We start from the raw sequence: 16,750 nt of genomic DNA, 5'->3' as shown, positions 1-16,750 counted from the left end.
CGAACGTAAGCGAGGCGATAGACCAAAGCAATGCGGGGCGCCCCGTGAGAGCGCCCGGCAAGCCCGTTTCTGCCGGAAATGTTACATGTTGGGAAAGGCAACCGCAGACACCACGACAACGGCAGTGGCCATGAGTGCGAACACTATGGCGGAATTCCATTGATCACGGCGTCGCCGGACCGGGTCGACAGGCGGATAGACAACCGGCCAGCCCCCCCCCGGATGCGGCCTGCACCAGAATGTCAAGCGTGACAGGAATCCGTGCGACTTTCCGGTGCGGCGGCCTGAACGGCCAGCCGGAATTGAGCAACGCGCCCTCGTCCGCGTGATGAAATTCCCAGCGATACCCCGCCAAATCAACCCCGAAATGCTCGGCGAAGGCCTGCAGGAATTCGAACGCATCGTCCCCCTCACATCCCGTCGCAGCCAGAACGTCGCTTGCGGCCGCGCCAGAGATCGGCCGGCCGAAATACCCTTCGACGAAAGCGACGACGTCGGCGCGGCGGCCGGCCATCACATATTCGGATAGTTGGGCCCGTCGCCGCCCTGCGGGGTCGTCCAGTTGATGTTCTGGCTCGGGTCCTTGATATCGCAGGTCTTGCAGTGGACGCAGTTCTGGAAGTTGATCTGGAACCGCGGGCCGTCCTCCCCCTCCAGCACTTCGTAGACGCCGGCCGGGCAGTAGCGCTGCGCCGGCTCGTCGTATTTCGGCAGGTTCACCTTGATCGGAACCGAAGGATCCTTGAGCTTGAGGTGACAGGGCTGGCTTTCCTCGTGGTTCGTCGCCGAGAAGCTGACATTGGTCAGCCGGTCGAACGAGAGTACCCCGTCGGGCCGCGGATAGTCGATCTTCGGGAACTTCGACGCCTCGCCGGTCGCTGCCGCGTCGGATTTGCCGTGTTTGAGCGTGCCGAAGAGCGACAGGCCAAAGAGGTTGTTCGTCCACATGTCGAAGCCGCCGAGCGTCAGGCTGGCGAGAAAACCCCAGCGCGACCACATCGGCTTCACGTTGCGGACCTTCTTCAGGTCCTTGGCGATGGGCCCCGAACGCAGGTCGGTCTCGTAGGCGGACAGTTCGTCGCCCGCCCGGCCGGCCCCGATCGCCGCGAACGCGGCTTCCGCCGCCGCCTTACCCGAGAGCATCGCGTTGTGGTTGCCCTTGATGCGCGGCACGTTCACAAGACCCGCCGAACAGCCAAGAAGCGCCACGCCCGGCGCCACGACCTTCGGGATCGACTGCCAGCCGCCCTCGCTGATCGCCCGTGCCCCGTAGGCCACGCGCTTGCCGCCCTTCAGGAGGTCCGCGACCAGCGGGTGATGCTTGAAGCGCTGGAACTCCATGTAGGGGTAGAGATGCGGGTTCTGGTAGTTCAGATGCACCACGAACCCGACATAGACCTGATTGTTCTCGAGGTGGTAGATGAACGACCCGCCGCCCGCGTTCTTGCCCAAGGGCCAGCCGGCCGTATGGGTGACCGTACCCTCGCGGTGCTTCGCGGGGTCGATCTCCCAGATCTCCTTCATGCCGAGGCCGAATTTCTGCGGGCAGTGACCCTTGGACAGGTCGTATTTCGCGATGACTTCCTTGGCGAGCGAGCCGCGCACGCCCTCCGACAGGAAGACATATTTGCCGTGAAGCTCCATCCCCGGCTCAAAATTCGGCCCGGGCGTGCCGTCGGGGTTCAGCCCCATCACGCCGGCAACGACGCCCTTCACTTCGCCGTTGTCGCCGTAGACCAGTTCCGAACAGGCCATGCCCGGAAAGATCTCGACGCCCAGCGCCTCGGCCTGTTCGGCCATCCAGCGGCAGACATTCGCCATCGAGACGATGTATTTGCCGTGGTTGTTCATCAAGGGCGGCATCGGCCAGTTCGGGATGCGGACCTGGCCGGCCTCGCCGAGAATGTAGAAGTTGTCCTTCTTCACCTCGACCTTGATCGGCGCGCCCTTTTCTTTCCAGTCGGGCATCAGCGCGTCGAGGCCGGACGGATCGAGGACAGCGCCGGAAAGGATATGCGCACCGACTTCGGAGCCTTTCTCGAGCACAACGACGTTCAGATCGGCATCGAGTTGCTTGAGCCGGATCGCCGCAGAAAGACCGGCGGGGCCCGCGCCCACGATCACAACGTCATATTCCATCGATTCGCGTTCGATCTCGGCCATCTCACTCCCTTTCGTCGCGCCGCAAGACGCCCATTTCCTCGCGCAAGATCGTTAGCCCACCGCGCCGGGGGACGCAACAATGTCGCCGCACGCCATTTCGGCGCCGTGTTGATCGTGTCCGGTCGGGGAGAATAACGGTGGCACGGCGGCGCCCGTGCGCCGAAAACGGCGGGTGCCGAGACATATCCGTCCATGACGTGATTGCCGGAACGAAACAGCGGGAATCGTATTGACGACAGAAGTGCTTCTTCGCCGATACAGGTCTAGGGAAGGCGCGTCAGGGATCGGTCCGCAATTGCCGAGGCCGGATGCTGAACCCCTCCCAGTTCCAGCGCGCCTCGGCATTCTGAACGCGCCGCAACATCGCCCAGAGACCGAGCATGAAGAGGATCGAGAAATAGCCGTCCACGGCGTAGTGATAGCCGGTGTAGACCGACATGAAGAGAATCGTCGCGACGAAGGCGACACCCGGCAGGATGAGCCAGCGGCTGCGCTCCCCCATGTAAAGCGCGGTCATCGTCGCGACACCGAGATGCACGCTCGGGAAGGCCGAGATGCCGGACCCGAGCGCCATGCCGCTTTCGGAATAGGCAGCCCAGAGATAACCCTGCGCCGTACTAATCTGGGATCCGGCGAACGGTGGCTCCGCCAACGCTGCGGCCAACGCCGCAAAACGATCACCGCCCAGAAGTTGATCGTAGAAGACCGGACCGACCGAGGAGAAGGCGACCGCCAAGACGTTGCCGAGGAAGACCCAGGCCAAGAAGAAGAGAACGAGGAACCGCACGACCCTTTGCCGGTCGCGATCTGTCATCGCGACGGCCACGATGAAGCCGATGGCAGCGAGCGTCCAAACCGTCATGTAAACATTCAGGAGCCGTTCGATCGGAATCGCCGGCGCCCAAGCATGGGCGAAAACCCAGGGGTCCGTACCGCCATGCAGCCAACGGTCGAAATCTGCGAGGTAACGATCTGCGTAGAACGGCACGATGAAGGGAATCGTCGACTTCACGAACGAGAAGGCGGCCTGGAATATCACCGTGCCCAGCAATGCGTAGGCGATGTTGTCGAGATTCGCCGCGAAGTTTCGCCAGCCAATAACGAAAGGCACAATCGCGATGACCGGGAATGCAAGGGACCCAGCATCCCTCAGTAGCGAGGCGAAGGCCAGCGTCGCAATTCCGGCATCCGCGGCAAGCTCGATTCCGACGTCCCGTGACAGGGCCGTAATCGAAACGGAAATCGCCATGTAGATCAGTGTCAGTCGGAAAAACAGCTTCAAGTCTCTGCCTCGGCACGATTTCGTAGTTTTTGGGCAGCGAGCCCGGCTTGCCGGACCGCGCCTATTGACTTTCACGGCGCAGACCGGGTTTACCACCTGTGTGTTGCGTATAATCCCGGCTTTTTTGGGGCCAATTGTTCTTCGACAGGCGACGATGGAAAAAGTACCGATGACCCGCGCCGGCCATGCCGCGCTCGACCAGGAATTGAAATCCCTGAAGACGGTGGAACGTCCGGCCGTGATCAAGGCTATCGCCGAGGCCCGCGAACACGGCGACCTGTCGGAAAACGCCGAGTACCACGCCGCGCGCGAGCGCCAGAGCTTCGTGGAGGGGCGAATCAAGGAGATCGAGGCGCTTCTGTCGCGGGCCGAGGTCATCGACCCGGCGAAGCTCTCCGGTGCCATCAAGTTCGGCGCGACGGTAACCCTCGTCGACGAGGACACCGATGAGGAAAAGACCTACCAGATCGTTGGCGAGGCCGAGGCCGACATCGAGGCCGGATTGCTCAATATCCGCTCACCCCTCGCCCGGGCTCTGATCGGCAAGGACGAAGGCGACAGCGTCGAGGTGCGCACACCCGGCGGCGAGAAGGGTTATGAAGTGCTGAGCGTTCGCTACATCTGAAGCCGGCGCGGAGGGCCGATGATGGCAGAAGAGCAGACAGCGGAACCGGGCGGCGCCACCCGTGCCGATTTCGGGCTCTATTCCCGTCCCTCCGAAGACCCCGCGATCGCCCCGGGCGACATCGTCGCCGGCGCCGTCAGCCTCCTTTGGCTTGCGCTGGTGGGCGGGTTCTTTCTTTTTGCGGGCGACGGCGAAGGGTCGGGCGGCCCGCTCGGCACGATCATGGTGCTGGTCGCGATCTTCCTGCCCGTCGCGCTGATCTGGATCGCCGCGATCACGCTCAGGACAGCGCGGACCATGCGGTCGGAAGCCCAGCGCCTGCAGGCGGCAATCGACGCCATGCGTCATGCCTATGTGTCCCAGTCGCAGGCCGGCCTCAGCAAGCCGTCGGTCGAAAAGCGCCTGGAAGAGATCGCCGCCGCCGCCCGGCAGGCCGAAAGCGCCATCGTCACCTTCACCTCGCGCCGCGACGAGGACGCAGTGCAGCCCTCGGCCGACCGCAAGGCGGCCTTCGCCGCGCCGAAACCGGCGGCTTCGGGCGACGAGCAGCCCGGCCTGGCACTCGGCGCCCCGGCCGAGTCGCCGGCCAATCCGGTCTCTGTGGGCGACTTCATCCGGGCGCTCAACTTCCCCGACAATGCCAACGACAAGGAAGGGTTCCGCGCCCTGCGCCGGGCGCTCGACGACCGGGCGCTGGCAAAGCTGATCCGCGCGGCGCAGGACGCGCTCACCCTGCTCAGCCAGGATGGAATCTACATGGACGACCTGCGCCCCGACCGGGCGCGTCCCGAGGTGTGGCGGCGTTTCGCGCAAGGCGAACGCGGCCGCACGATCGCGGCCCTCGGCGGGGTGCGCGACCGCTCCAGCCTCGCCCTGACGGCCGGACGCATGCGGCAGGACACGATCTTCCGAGATGCCGCGCACCACTTCCTGCGGCAGTTCGACAAGACCTTTTCGGAGTTCGAGAAGAACGCGAGCGATCAGGATATCGCCGCCCTGGCCGAGACGCGCACCGCGCGCGCCTTCATGCTGCTCGGGCGGGTGACGGGAATCTTCGACTGAAGTCCTAGTAGCCGCTCTGGTTTCCGAAACTGGCCTGCACCATGAGAACGCCGGAATTGTTGTCCGGATCGCCATCATGATGAATCTTGGTGGTGACCCCGGGCAGCTTGGCGAAGGCGTTCATGATCTTGTTCGGGAAGAACGTGCGCGGCACGGTCTCGAAGCCCGGCAGGCCCTTCAGGATATCGCTCACCGAATTGCCGCAGAACGCCTTGTTGACAGCGCCGTAGGCCTCCGCGCGGCGGATCGCCAACTCGGCAACCTCGGGGCTGACATATATCTTGTGCTCGACCACATCGTAGGTCTCGCGGGCGTGGTAGTCGATGTAGAACTTCCGCATCCGCTCGGTGATGCCGTAGTGCAGGTCGTTCCTCTCCGGCACCGTCGGGTGATGCCAGGTGCCGGCCGGATCGAACATCACACGCTGGCTGCCGTCGATCATCAGACCGGAATGCGCGCCTTCGTTGCCACTCTTGCGCACAACCGTGTAAAGCGTGATCGACGGCCGTTCGCCGCTCACGTAACGGGCGCGCGCGACGGCTTCGTCGGGCGCCCAGATCGGCTCCGCACCGCAGGCGGCCAGCGCAAGGGTGATCGCAAGGCTGAAGGCAAGCCGACGCATGGGCGATTTCATCTCCCGTAGGGGGCGATTAGGCGTTGGCGAGCGCCATGAAGATCAGGATGCCTATCGCGATGACGGCACCCCAGGTCGCCATGCGGACGAAGCCCTCGAAGGTCTTTTCCTGGACCTTGATGTCCATGCTTCCATGCTTGTGTTCCGCCATGCGTCCGCTCCCATACCTGCGTTTCAGCCCGAATAGCCGATTCATGCGGCCCTGTCACGACCCCCGGAAGAGATTGGGCTCCGCCCCGGTGCCAAATTGCGACGGCGCCCTTGCGACGATGAAAACGCGCCTTTTCAACCCGTTCAGAGACACCGACGCATCGTCACTTGCGGTCGAGATCGGCGGCCAGCCGGAAACCGATCCGACGCGGCTCCTCCACTTCCGGCGCTTTCGGCATCGCCCGCAGCATGACAGAGAGTTGCGACACATGCTGGATCAGCTGGGTGCGGGCGCCGTCCTCGTCGCGGCCATAGAAGGTGACGATGTCGGGATCGAAATATCCGATCCCCTCGATCCGCAAGACACCGGCATCACCCCCGGTGAACCCCATTGCCACCTCGTGTTCGTTGTCGAGCTGGCTTTCGAAATTCTTGATGTAGAGGATCAGCCGTTCATAGGCCCACTGCGCCGGGCTTTTCGCCTCGATCGGCTCGCCCGAGATGCCTTCGGGCAGCGGCTCCAACTCTGCCGTGCGCGGCGCGTCGGGATCGGCATGGATGACGCGCGCGCAAGGCATCGCGGAGGCCTCGTGAACCTCGGCCGAGGTGTGGATCAGATCGGTCAACTCGTCGTCCGCCAAAGCCAGGCTCCATCCTCCCGGCGCTCGCGCGCCACCCGGCCACGATGGAGAAGATGGTTGAGATGCGCAACCGCCTCGACCAGCGCAAGGCCGTATTCCGCCTCGCCGATCGGCCGCTTGAAGAGCGGCGGGAAACACTCCGCCGCCGTGCGCGGCCGGGCCAGATGCGCCTCAAGCCGGACGAGCGCGCCGGTATGGTTCTCGATCATCTGGTTCAGCCGCAGCGGAAGGCCCGTGAATGGCAGCTTGTGGCCGGGCAGGACCAATTGGCCGTCGCGCGCATGGGGCCGGAACGCCCCGCAGCTGTCGATCCAGTCCCGCACCGGGTCCGCGTCCGGTTCGGTCGCGTAGACACCGAGATTGGCCGAGATCGAGGGCAGGAGCTGATCGCCCCCCAGAACCAGATCGCCACCATCCTCCCAGAGGGTCGCGTGTTCGGGCGCGTGGCCGTGGCCGATCCGCACCACCCAGTCGCGCCCACCGATGCGAAGGCGGTCGCCCTCGCCGATCCGGGTATAGCCGAGCGGCAGGGGGGACACGGTATCGCAGAAGTTGAACGGCCGCTCGGCCGCGCGCTTGGCGAAAAGCGCGGGGTCCATCCCGGCGCGGCGCCAGAATTCGAGCGTCTCCGTCACCGGCACCGGCTGCTCGTCCAGGACCAGCATCCGCGCGAAAAGCCACGAGGTGCGCGTCGTCACAAGTTCCGCGCCCCACGTCTGAAACCAGCCGGCGAGACCGATATGGTCGGGATGGTAATGCGTCACGACGACCCGCCGCACCGACTTTCCGGCGAGCGGGCCAGTCAGAATCGCCGCCCACAACTCCCGCGCCCGCCGGGTGTCGAGCCCGGTATCAACGAGCGTCCAGCCGTCGCCATCGTTTAGCGCATAGACATTGACGTGGTCGAGCGCCATCGGCAGCGGCAGGCGCAGCCAGAGGACACCCTCCGCGACTTCGACCGCCTCGCCGGGTTCCGGAGCGGTGGCATGGGGATAGCGGATGCCGCCCCCCGCCCCCGCCGTGTCGACCGGCGCGTCCTTCACGAGACCAGCGCCTCGGGTGTCAGCGCAAAGACACCCTCGGCCCCTTCGCGTGCCTCCGCCAGATGGGCGGCGTAGAGCGGTAGAAGGCGGCGGATGTAAACCCGGGCCAAGGCCGTACGCGGCCCGTCGCCGCCTTCGGCCATCGCGGCGCGCAGATGGTAATGCGCACCAAGGACGCGGGCGAAGGCGCGCAGATAGGCAACCGCCCCCGCGAACCTGTCCTGAGCGCCCTGCCCGACCAGCCATTCCGTCGTTTCGCGCAACGTCTCCGCCGCCGACCAGACATCGCCGGCAAGCTGCGGAAGGGTGCCGCGCGCTGCCTCGGCCCCGGCTTCGATCTCTTCGAGGATACGGTAGGCGGCCTCGCCGCCATCGGCCATCTTGCGGCCGACAAGGTCCATCGCCTGGATGCCGTTGGTGCCCTCGTAGATCGCCGTCACGCGGACATCGCGGTAAAACTGCGCGACGCCGGTTTCCTCGACATAGCCCATGCCGCCGTAAACCTGCATCGCCATCTCGGACACCGCGATGCCGGTGTCGGTGCCATAGGCCTTGGCGATCGGCGTGAGGAATGCGGCGCGCGCGCGCCAGTCGTCCTCTCCGGTCGCCGTCGTCATGTCGGTTGCGGTGGCACAGGCCAGCGCGATGCAGCGGGCTGCGAAGACCTCGGCCTTCATCGTCACGAGCATCCGGCGCACATCGGCATGGTCGATGATCGCGCCCATCTGCTTGCGCTCGGCCGCATAGTCCACCGCCGCCTGACAGGCCGCCTCGGCCACGCCGATGCCCTGCATCGCCACGCCAAGACGGGCGTTGTTCATCATCGTGAACATCGCCGCCATGCCCTTGTGCTCCTCGCCGACGAGCCAGCCCTTGGCCTTGTCGTATTCCATCACGCAGGTGGGCGAGCCGTGCAGGCCGAGCTTGTGTTCGAGGCTGACGACATTGACGCCATTGCGGACACCGGGGTTGCCATCCGCGTCAGGGATGAATTTCGGCACGAGGAAGAGGCTGATCCCCTTGGTGCCGGCCGCCGCGCCCGGCAGGCGCGCAAGGACGAGGTGGCAGATATTCCCGGTCACGTCGCTGTCGCCCCAGGAGATGAAGATCTTCTGGCCCGAGATCGCATAGGTGCCGTCGCCGTTCGGCTCGGCCTTCGTGCGCAGCGCGCCGACATCGCTGCCGGCCTGCGATTCGGTCAGGTTCATCGTGCCCGCCCAATCGCCGGAAATCAGCTTCGGCATGTAGAGTGCTTTCAGATCATCGGTCGCATGGTGATCGAGCGCCTCGATCTGGCCCTGGGTCAGCAGCGGATTGAGCTGCAAAGCGAGGCAGGCTCCCGACATCATGTCGTTGATCGCCATGTTCAGTGTCTGCGGCAGGCCCATGCCGCCATGCTCAACCGGGGCCGAAACGGCGACCCAACCACCCTCGGCGATGGCCTTGAACGCCTCGCCAAAGCCGGGAGAGGCGCGGACCACGCCGTTTTCCAGCTTCGCCGGCGTCAGGTCGCCCGCGCGCTGCACCGGCGCCATGACCGTGTCGCAAAGCTTCGCCGCCTCGGTCAGCACCGCCTCGGCCAGATCCGGCACCGCCTCGGCAAACCGTTCGGTCGCGGCGACGGTCGCAAGCGGAACGACCTCGTCGAGAATGAACCGAATATCTGCAAGCGGGGCGCGATAGGGCATGGACCTTCCTCCGTCTCGCCTTGGCAAACCCTGGCCCGGCGCGTATTCACTTATTCCATTAGGCAGATTTGCCGCAAGGTCAGCCCCCTTCAACCCGAACGCTGCGTCACGAAACCGGAGGATGTGTGACCGAACTGCTGAACGCCACCGAAACCGGCATCGCCGAAGCCGCGCGGCTCCTTCGTGAGGGCGCACTTGTCGCCTTCCCAACCGAGACCGTCTACGGCCTTGGCGGCGATGCGCGTTCCGACACCGCAGTGGCGCGAATCTTCGAGGCGAAAGGGCGTCCGCGCTTCAATCCGCTGATCGTGCATGTCGCCGAGCTGGACGCGGCCCGCGCGGTCGCGATCTTCGACGACAGGGCCGAGCGGGTGGCCTCCGCCTTCTGGCCGGGGCCGCTGACGCTCGTCCTGCCGCTCCGACCCTCAGCGCGGCTCTCGCCGCTCGTTACCGCGGATCTGCCGTCGGTGGCAGTCCGGGTGCCGGCGCATCCGGTGGCGCAGGCGCTCCTGCATGCGTTCGGCGGCCCTCTCGCGGCGCCGTCGGCCAACCCTTCAGGAAAGGTCAGCCCGACGCGGGCGGGTCATGTGATGGCCGGGCTTTCCGGCCGGATCGCGGCAGTGGTCGATGGCGGCACCTGCGCGGTCGGGGTCGAATCGACGATTCTCGGTCTGACCGATGGCGCGGCGCTCCTGCGTCCCGGCGGCATTCCCGCCGAAGCGCTCGAGGATTGTCTCGGTCACCGTCTGGAAACGGGTGGCGACAACGAACGCCCGAACGCGCCCGGCCAGCTTGCCTCGCATTACGCGCCGTCGGCGCCGGTGCGGCTCGACGTTGCCGCGCCGGAGCGCGGCGCCTTCTGGATCGGGTTTGGACCGGAGGCGGGTGGGGCCGATCTCAACCTGTCGCCCACAGGCGATCTGGTCGAAGCGGCCGCCAACCTCTTTCACTATCTCCGTGAGGCCGATCTACGGGCAAAGGGTCCGATCTCGGTTTCGCCGATCCCCGACCGTGGGCTCGGGCGCGCGATCAACGACCGCCTGCGCCGGGCCGCCGCGCCGCGTCCGGTGGCTTGAGGGGCATTGATCCGCCCTGCTGTGCGGCGTTCCGCTGTCAGGCGCGCCCCGCCGCCGCCGAGAGAGTCAGCGGGTCGATCCCGAGGGTCTTCAGCGCACGGCTCCATTTCCGCTCGTTCTGGTCCGAGAAGACCAGATCCGGCGCCGCATCACAGGTCAGCCAGCCGTTCTGGAGGATCTCGTCCTCAAGCTGCCCCGGCCCCCACCCCGCATAACCGAGCGCGAGGAGCGACGATTGCGGCCCCCGCCCTTGCGAGATCGCTTCAAGGATATCGATCGTCGCGGTCATCCCGAAGCGGTCGTCGACCTTCAGGGTGGTCCCGGCCCCGCCGTAATCGGCCGAGTGCAGGACGAAGCCCCGCGAATGTTCGACCGGCCCCCCGAAATGCACCCTTATCTCCTGCGAGCGGTCGGTCTTGGCGATACCAAGCTGCTCCTGGAGCTGATCGAAAGACAGGTCCGGCGCCGGCTTGTTGACGATCAGCCCCATCGCCCCGTCATCGGAATGGGCGCACATGAAGACGACGCTATGATCGAAGCGGGGATCGCCCATCCCGGGCATCGCGATCAGAAGCTTGCCACTGAGGTTCATGTCAGCACCTCCTTTCCCCAAGATCGGCCGCGAAGACGGGGCGTGCAAGGGCCTGCCACGACAAAACTCTTCGTGAGTGGCAAGGTTGTGACTTCCATTCGGCGGCTGACGGCCTAGTTTGACCGGAATGAGATCCAGAACGCTCAGAACCGCCGCGACCGGCATGATTGTCGCGTTGAGTGCAGCGCTCCCGGCCGCGGCGCAGGGACTGCCGTCCGATATCGTCCACGCGACCTTGCTCGAAGGCTGGCGGACCGAGGCCGGGACGCAGATGGCGGCGCTGCGGCTGGACCTCGCGCCCGGCTGGAAGACCTATTGGCGCGCGCCGGGCGAGGGCGGGATTCCACCGCACTTCGACTGGAACGGGTCCGAAAACGTCGGCGGCGTCACATTCCATTGGCCGAAGCCGGAGGTTTTCGACCTGAATGGATTGCGGATCATCGGCTATCTTCATGAACTCGTGCTGCCCATCGAAATCAGACCGGCCGACGCGAACCGGCCGGTTTCGGTGACAGCCCGGATCGACCTTGGCGTCTGCGAGGAGATCTGCGTGCCGGTGACCGTGGACGTTGCCGCCGATCTCGGCCGGACGGCGAAGCCCGATCCGGTGATCCTCGCCTCGCTCGGCCGGATGCCGGAAGAAGGGCGGAAGGCCGGGCTCTCGGCATCGCGCTGCGCGGCCGAACCGATCCGGGACGGGTTGAGGCTGACATCGCTTCTCACCCTGCCCCAGGTCGGACCGGACGAATTCGCGGTCGTGGAACTGGCGGATCAGAGCATCTGGGTCTCGCAGGCCGACACGCGCCGGTCCGGCGAAGACCTCAGCGCCACCGCCGATCTGGTGCCGTCGGACGCGAAACCCTTCGCCCTCGACCGGTCCACCGTCCGCATCACGGTTTTCGGCGGTTCGGGCCGGGTGGTCGAAGTTCAGGGCTGCACCGGCTGAGACCGCGCCTTCCTCGCCAGACGCGCCGCCGCCACGGCCCAGATCGCCAGAAGCAGGAGCGCTGCGGCCAAAGCAAAGCGGCCAAGCGCTGCGGCGATGCCCTCCCCCGACAATAGCGCCGGCCCGAGGAGAACGGCGAAGAGCACGGCCAGCGCAAGCGAGGCAGCGCCGATCAGCGGCTTAAGTCGACCGAGTCGCACCGCCCGCCTGAACGCGGAAAGCTGCCGGGCGACATCCTTCTGCACCACCAGAAGCGCCGGCACCACGAGAAGCACAAGCACCATCCCGAAGCCGAGACCGTAGCACAGCGTGATGACCGTGGGTTTCAGGAACTGGGCCTGACGCGAGCTTTCGTAGAGAAGCGGCGCGAGCCCGAGAACCGTGGTCGCCGTGGTCAGCATCACCGGACGCAAACGGTCCGCGACCGCGTCGACGATCGCCGGGATCAGCGCGCGGCGGTCGGAATAGTCGTCGACCGTGCTGATCAGAACGATCGCGTCATTGATGATGATCCCCGACATGCCGATCAGCCCGACGACGGAAAACATCGACAAGGGCATGTCCCAGGCCGCATGGCCGTGGATCGCGCCGATCAGGCCGAAGGGGATCACCGCCATGACGACCACGGGCCGAGTCCAGCTTGAAAAGATCCAGGCGAGCACCGCATAGATGCCGGCCAGTGCCGCCATCAGCCCGATCAGCGCGTCGCTGAGGAACGTGTCCTCCTGCTCGCTCAACCCGGCCAGATGATAGCCGACGCCGTAATCCTCGGCGATCCGGGGCAGGATATCACGGTCGAGCGCGGTCAGAATTGCCGTCGCCCGCTCCGCATCGTCCTCGGCAATGTCGCCGGTGACGGAGACGACACGCAACCCGTTCTCGCGCCGGATCGTCGAAAAGCCGCTGCGCGAGGTGACGGTGACGATATCGGATAGCGGCACATATCCGCCCAACGCGGTGCGCATCAGCATCCGGTCGAGGAAATCGGCGGTGAGGTCGGACGCCGGCAGTTCAACCCGAACGTCCACGTTGCGGCTGCCATCGGGGAAGCTCGCCGCCTTGATGCCGCTGAGCCGCGCCCTGAGTTCGCGGCCTAACCCCTCCACCGTGAAGCCGAGCGCGCGGCCCTGCGGCGTGAGGTCGAGGATCAGTTCATCCTTGTCGTAAGGCAGGCTGTCCTCCAGCGCCGACACTTCCGGGAACGGCGCCAGCGCACGTTTCAGCGCCTCCGCCGCCGCCTTCAGCGTGGCGGCCTCTGCCCCGAAAAGCTGGACGTCGAGCGCCTCGCCCGCCGGACCGTGGCGCCAGCCGCGGAACGACAGTTCTTCGAGGAAGGGATGATTGGGCGCGGCTTCCTGCAAAGCCGTCACGAACTCGGAACTCGACCAGGGGCGAAGATCGGGATCGGTCAGTTCGACCGAGATCGCGCCCAGAAGGTCGCCGTCCTTGCCCTCCGCACTCGCAAGGGGTCGGTAGGCGTTCGCGCCCACCTCGGTGATAACGTAGGACAGCGGCTCGACCCCGTATTCATCGCGGAACCGGGCCGCGACCTTCTCGGTGGCATCCTGAAGCCCTTTCATCACCTCGACGGTGTCGTCGCGGGTCGCGCCCGCGAGCATGGTGAAGTTGCCGGTGATGGAGGGCTGTTCGGGCGAGTTGAAGAAGCGCCATTGCACGTCCCCGCGAATGAAGAGCCCGGCTTCGTAGGCCAGAAGCGCCAGCACCCCGGCCAGAACGGGGTAGCGGGCGACGATCACCCAACGCGTCAGCGGCCGCACAAGCCGGTCGCGGACCCATCCCAGCCCACGGTTCATGAACCGGCTCGGCGCGTCGTACCAATGCCCCCGCGCGGTTTTCGACAGCGCATGGGCCATGTGGTTCGGCAGGATGAGGAAACATTCGAGAAGCGAGGCGGCAAGGACCACCGTGACGGTGAAGGGGATATCCTTGATGAGATCGCCGAACCGCCCGGTGATCGTCATCAGGCCGAGGAAGGCGATGATCGTCGTTATGGTCGAGGAAAAAACCGGCGCCGCCATATGGCGCACGGCCGTCTCGGCCGCCGTGAAGGGCGGCTCGCCAAGTTTGCGGACCCGAAAATCGGTATGTTCGCCGACCACGATCGCGTCATCGACGACAATGCCGAGCGTCAGGATCAGCGCAAAGAGCGAGAACATGTTGAACGTCAGGCCGAAGGCATGCATCAGCGCGACGGCCGCCAGCATCGCGACCGGAATTCCCGCCGCCACCCAGAACGCCGTTCGCGCGTTCAGGAACAGGAACAGAAGCGCCACGACCAGGCCAAGCCCCATCGCGCCGTTGGTGAGCAGGATGTCGAGCCGGGCGGTGATATCCTCGGACCGGACACGGATCATGTCGATGCTGACGCCTGCCGGCAGCGTCGGCCGCATCTCGGCGGCCACAGCCTCGACCTTGCGCTGGATGGCGATGGCGTCGCCTTCCGCCGAACGGTCGGCGCGCAGGGCGATGGCAGGGTTGTCGCCGACGAAATAGGTGTGTTCGCCGGTACCGCCAGTATCGGAAATGCGGGCCACGTCGCCGAGGGTGAGTGTCGTTCCGTCGGGTTCCGACCTGAGGACGATCCGGGCGAGAGCTGCGGGTGTGCGGCGTTCGCTGCCGGTCCTCAGCCGGGCGGACCCGTCGGCAACCTCGCCCGCCGGATCGGCCTCGGTTTCTGCCGCGACGCGGTCGGCGATCTCGGCCAGCGTCAGGTCATGGCGCATGAGTTCGACCATCGACACTTCGATGGTGACCTCGGCGGCCGTCAACCCTTCGATCGTGGCTCGGGTCACACCGGCCTGGAACAGCCGCGCGAGGAATTCGTCGGCGATCCGGAGAAGCTGGTCCGGGGCAACCGGTCCGGTGATGATCATGTCCGTCACCCGGTCGCGCCAGGCGCGGCGGATGACGTCAGGCTGCTCCGCCTCCTCCGGCAGGTTGGTGACGGCGGCGACGGCGGCCTCGACCTCGTCGACCGCGCGGCCCATGTCCCAGCCGGGTTCGAAATCGAGGGAAATGTTGGCCCGCCCCTCGCGCGCGGTCGAGGTCGTGGTTTCAACGCCTTCGACGGCAAGCAGGCCGGGTTCGAGAAGCTGGACGATGCCGCGGTCGACATCCTCGGCACCGGCGCCTTCCCATACGACCGAGACGTTGATCTCCTGCATCACGACGTCGGGAAAATACTGCGCCCGCATGCGCGGCAGGGCGGAAAGGCCCGCCACGATGAACAATACGAGGACGAGGTTGGCCGCCGTTGCGTGTCGCGTGAAGTAGGAGAGGATCCCCCCCGCCGCGGCGAACCGGTCACGCCGTCCTTGCATCGTCTAGCCCCCCATCCGGGCTTCGATACGGCTGACGATTTCCGCCGGCACACGCTCTTCGCGCAACTGGGCCAGCACCCGGCTCTTCGCCTCTTCCGGCATCGCACCGCTGCCTTCGACGAAGGCGATGAGCGCCGCGCGGCGTTCCGGCGTCAGATCGACGAGGGTCGCGTGATGCTCCGTCCCCTCGGCGAGTGCTGCCCCGTTGCCGCGAACCGGCCGCACGAGGATGCCCGCGCCAAGAAGCGAGGTGCGTTCGACCACGATCTCCCGCCCGGCCAGCGCGCCGACACGCACGATCACGTCGTCGCCCTGTCGCCGCAACACCTCGGCCGGCGCGGATTCCAGCCGGTCGCCCGGGCCAAGAACCAGGAGCGTCCCGTCCGACCCGACCGCCCGCGCCGGGATCAGAGCCACCCCGTCGAGGGGCGGTTCGGCGATTTCGAGCGTCACAAAATCGCCCGGCCGGAATCCCCGCGCGGTGTCGAGGGTCGCGAAGACGAGCCGCCCGCTCAACCCCGCGCCCACCGCCGCATCGACACGGGCGAGGCTGCCGCGCGCCGTCAGTTCGGCCCCGAGGACATCGACCGCCGCCTTGACCGGCAGCGGTTTCAGCCGCCCGCCGCCGTCGATCAGGCGCGCATACTGGGCCGTCGATACGCGAAACGCGACTTCGAGCGCTTCGGGGTCGATAAGCTCACCGAGCTTCTCGGTCTTGGCGACAAGGCCACCGGCCACGGCCGTCACGCCGGACAGCACACCGGAAAACTCCGCCCGTAGCTCCGTCTCGGCCAGACGCCTCTCGGCATCCGCAACGGTCAATCCCTGCCGGTCGAGCGCCGTCACCGCCTTTTCGACACGCGCCTCTGCCTGCGCCAGGGCCTGACGTCGTGACACGACGCCCTGACTTGCATTCGACATGGCCAGCTCCGCCGCTTCGAGATCGGCAGCGGTGCCAAGCCCGCGCCCGGCAATCCCCTTCTGCCGTTCCAGCGCCTGGGCGCGCAGAGCCTCCTGCACCTGGGCGGCGGCGAGGTCGTCGTGGGCAAGGCCCAGCGCGCGCTCGGCGTCGCGCATCTCGGCCTCGGCCTCACGCATCCCGGTCCGCGCGAGATCGAGCGCGGATTGCGCGTCGGCCGGGTCGATCCGGACCAGAAGCTGGCCCGCCTCGACCGCCGTTCCGTCGGCGAATTCCGGCGTGAGTTCGACGATCGGGCCGGCGGCGGCGGCGCGAAGTTCAAGCTGCCGGCGGCTTCGCACCTCGCCGAACGCGGTCATGACCGGCGCGATCCGATCGGGCGAAAGCGTCACCACGCGCGCTGTAAAGGCCCGCTCCTCGGCAGGCCGCGACGGGCCGGTATCGGCGTTGCGGATGTCGAACGCGGATTTCAGCGTGACTCCGCCCACCGCCAGCAACGCCAAGGTCAGCGCCAGCAGGAACAAGCCGAGAAGGCTGCGGGTCAGAAAACGCATATAATCCGATCAGTTATTGTCCGAGGGCAATTCT

The 16,750-nt window shown here is 66.2% G+C and carries 15 protein-coding genes; 4 read left to right on the top strand and 11 right to left on the bottom strand.

From position 1 onward, the window contains the following. Nucleotides 1-163 precede the first annotated feature (163 nt). The 3 genes from V5734_RS03800 to V5734_RS03790 all read right to left on the bottom strand — a co-directional run bounded on the left by V5734_RS03800 (nt 164) and on the right by V5734_RS03790 (nt 3,445). Nucleotides 164-514, bottom strand: coding sequence for a hypothetical protein (locus V5734_RS03800; protein ID WP_347312184.1), 351 nt, complete (start codon nt 512-514; stop codon nt 164-166). Then, complete coding sequence (locus V5734_RS03795; RefSeq protein ID WP_347312183.1) at nt 514-2,163, bottom strand: electron transfer flavoprotein-ubiquinone oxidoreductase; 1,650 nt, start codon at nt 2,161-2,163, stop codon at nt 514-516. Before V5734_RS03795 ends, V5734_RS03800 begins: the two co-directional genes overlap by 1 nt. A gap of 277 nt (nt 2,164-2,440) precedes the next feature. Further along, nucleotides 2,441-3,445: a phosphatase PAP2 family protein gene (locus V5734_RS03790; RefSeq protein ID WP_347312182.1), complete on the bottom strand. Its 1,005-nt coding sequence runs from the start codon at nt 3,443-3,445 to the stop codon at nt 2,441-2,443. Between the two features lie 154 nt (nt 3,446-3,599). Here V5734_RS03790 and greA point away from each other — a divergent pair, with 154 nt between their 5' ends. Together greA and V5734_RS03780 are read left to right on the top strand one after the other, a co-directional pair. Continuing rightward, the gene (greA, locus tag V5734_RS03785; RefSeq protein WP_347312181.1) at nt 3,600-4,070 is read left to right on the top strand and encodes a transcription elongation factor GreA; all 471 of its coding nucleotides are present in this window, start codon (nt 3,600-3,602) and stop codon (nt 4,068-4,070) included. Between the two features lie 18 nt (nt 4,071-4,088). Then, nucleotides 4,089-5,132 carry a hypothetical protein gene (locus V5734_RS03780; protein WP_432759660.1) on the top strand — a complete coding sequence of 348 codons (1,044 nt, stop codon included), beginning with the start codon at nt 4,089-4,091 and terminating at the stop codon, nt 5,130-5,132. A 4-nt stretch (nt 5,133-5,136) separates the two neighbouring features. Here V5734_RS03780 and V5734_RS03775 read toward each other — a convergent pair whose 3' ends face one another. The 5 genes from V5734_RS03775 to V5734_RS03755 form a co-directional block, all read right to left on the bottom strand. Further along, nucleotides 5,137-5,754 (bottom strand): hypothetical protein, encoded by a 618-nt coding sequence (locus V5734_RS03775; RefSeq protein WP_347312180.1) that lies wholly within the window; start codon nt 5,752-5,754, stop codon nt 5,137-5,139. Between the two features lie 28 nt (nt 5,755-5,782). Beyond that, on the bottom strand, nt 5,783-5,917 hold the full coding sequence (locus V5734_RS03770) for an aa3-type cytochrome c oxidase subunit IV (protein WP_347312179.1): 135 nt from the start codon (nt 5,915-5,917) through the stop codon (nt 5,783-5,785). A 163-nt stretch (nt 5,918-6,080) separates the two neighbouring features. Beyond that, nucleotides 6,081-6,542 (bottom strand): DUF6173 family protein, encoded by a 462-nt coding sequence (locus V5734_RS03765; protein WP_347312178.1) that lies wholly within the window; start codon nt 6,540-6,542, stop codon nt 6,081-6,083. Next, on the bottom strand, nt 6,539-7,600 hold the full coding sequence (locus V5734_RS03760; protein WP_432759659.1) for an MBL fold metallo-hydrolase: 1,062 nt from the start codon (nt 7,598-7,600) through the stop codon (nt 6,539-6,541). Before V5734_RS03760 ends, V5734_RS03765 begins: the two co-directional genes overlap by 4 nt. After that, complete coding sequence (locus tag V5734_RS03755; RefSeq protein WP_347312177.1) at nt 7,597-9,288, bottom strand: acyl-CoA dehydrogenase; 1,692 nt, start codon at nt 9,286-9,288, stop codon at nt 7,597-7,599. Before V5734_RS03755 ends, V5734_RS03760 begins: the two co-directional genes overlap by 4 nt. 125 nt (nt 9,289-9,413) lie before the next feature. On the opposite strand from V5734_RS03755, the gene V5734_RS03750 reads away from it, so the two are divergent. Next, nucleotides 9,414-10,364: an L-threonylcarbamoyladenylate synthase gene (locus V5734_RS03750; RefSeq protein WP_347312176.1), complete on the top strand. Its 951-nt coding sequence runs from the start codon at nt 9,414-9,416 to the stop codon at nt 10,362-10,364. A gap of 37 nt (nt 10,365-10,401) precedes the next feature. Here the strand turns inward: V5734_RS03750 and V5734_RS03745 are convergent, their stop codons facing one another. Then, complete coding sequence (locus V5734_RS03745) at nt 10,402-10,956, bottom strand: YqgE/AlgH family protein (protein WP_347312175.1); 555 nt, start codon at nt 10,954-10,956, stop codon at nt 10,402-10,404. Between the two features lie 175 nt (nt 10,957-11,131). Between V5734_RS03745 and V5734_RS03740 the strand changes: the two genes are divergently transcribed. Next, nucleotides 11,132-11,902, top strand: a complete 771-nt coding sequence (locus V5734_RS03740; RefSeq protein WP_347312174.1) for a protein-disulfide reductase DsbD domain-containing protein — start codon at nt 11,132-11,134, stop codon at nt 11,900-11,902. On the opposite strand, the gene V5734_RS03735 is transcribed toward V5734_RS03740, so the two are convergent. Beyond that, entirely contained in the window at nt 11,884-15,243 is a 3,360-nt protein-coding gene (locus V5734_RS03735; RefSeq protein ID WP_347312173.1) for an efflux RND transporter permease subunit, read from the bottom strand. The two genes, V5734_RS03740 and V5734_RS03735, sit on opposite strands and share 19 nt — an antisense overlap. 3 nt (nt 15,244-15,246) lie before the next feature. Beyond that, a complete protein-coding gene (locus V5734_RS03730) occupies nt 15,247-16,716 on the bottom strand; it encodes an efflux RND transporter periplasmic adaptor subunit (RefSeq protein ID WP_347312172.1) in 1,470 nt (489 codons plus the stop codon). Nucleotides 16,717-16,750: the final 34 nt, after the last annotated feature.

Origin of the sequence: Defluviimonas sp. SAOS-178_SWC (assembly GCF_039830135.1) — a bacterium.
Lineage (GTDB): Bacteria > Pseudomonadota > Alphaproteobacteria > Rhodobacterales > Rhodobacteraceae > Albidovulum.
Note: the sequence above shows the minus strand (reverse complement) of the source record. Positions and strands in the feature narration are given on the sequence as shown.

Bases quoted from the DNA above. Each gene is read 5' to 3' on its own strand.
- V5734_RS03800 (WP_347312184.1), bottom strand. From the start codon at position 514: ATGGCCGGCCGCCGCGCCGACGTCGTCGCTTTCGTCGAAGGGTATTTC.
- V5734_RS03795 (WP_347312183.1), bottom strand. From the start codon at position 2,163: ATGGCCGAGATCGAACGCGAATCGATGGAATATGACGTTGTGATCGTG.
- greA (WP_347312181.1), top strand. From the start codon at position 3,600: ATGGAAAAAGTACCGATGACCCGCGCCGGCCATGCCGCGCTCGACCAG.
- V5734_RS03780 (WP_432759660.1), top strand. From the start codon at position 4,089: ATGATGGCAGAAGAGCAGACAGCGGAACCGGGCGGCGCCACCCGTGCC.
- V5734_RS03775 (WP_347312180.1), bottom strand. From the start codon at position 5,754: ATGCGTCGGCTTGCCTTCAGCCTTGCGATCACCCTTGCGCTGGCCGCC.
- V5734_RS03770 (WP_347312179.1), bottom strand. From the start codon at position 5,917: ATGGCGGAACACAAGCATGGAAGCATGGACATCAAGGTCCAGGAAAAG.
- V5734_RS03755 (WP_347312177.1), bottom strand. From the start codon at position 9,288: ATGCCCTATCGCGCCCCGCTTGCAGATATTCGGTTCATTCTCGACGAG.
- V5734_RS03745 (WP_347312175.1), bottom strand. From the start codon at position 10,956: ATGAACCTCAGTGGCAAGCTTCTGATCGCGATGCCCGGGATGGGCGAT.
- V5734_RS03735 (WP_347312173.1), bottom strand. From the start codon at position 15,243: ATGCAAGGACGGCGTGACCGGTTCGCCGCGGCGGGGGGGATCCTCTCC.
- V5734_RS03730 (WP_347312172.1), bottom strand. From the start codon at position 16,716: ATGCGTTTTCTGACCCGCAGCCTTCTCGGCTTGTTCCTGCTGGCGCTG.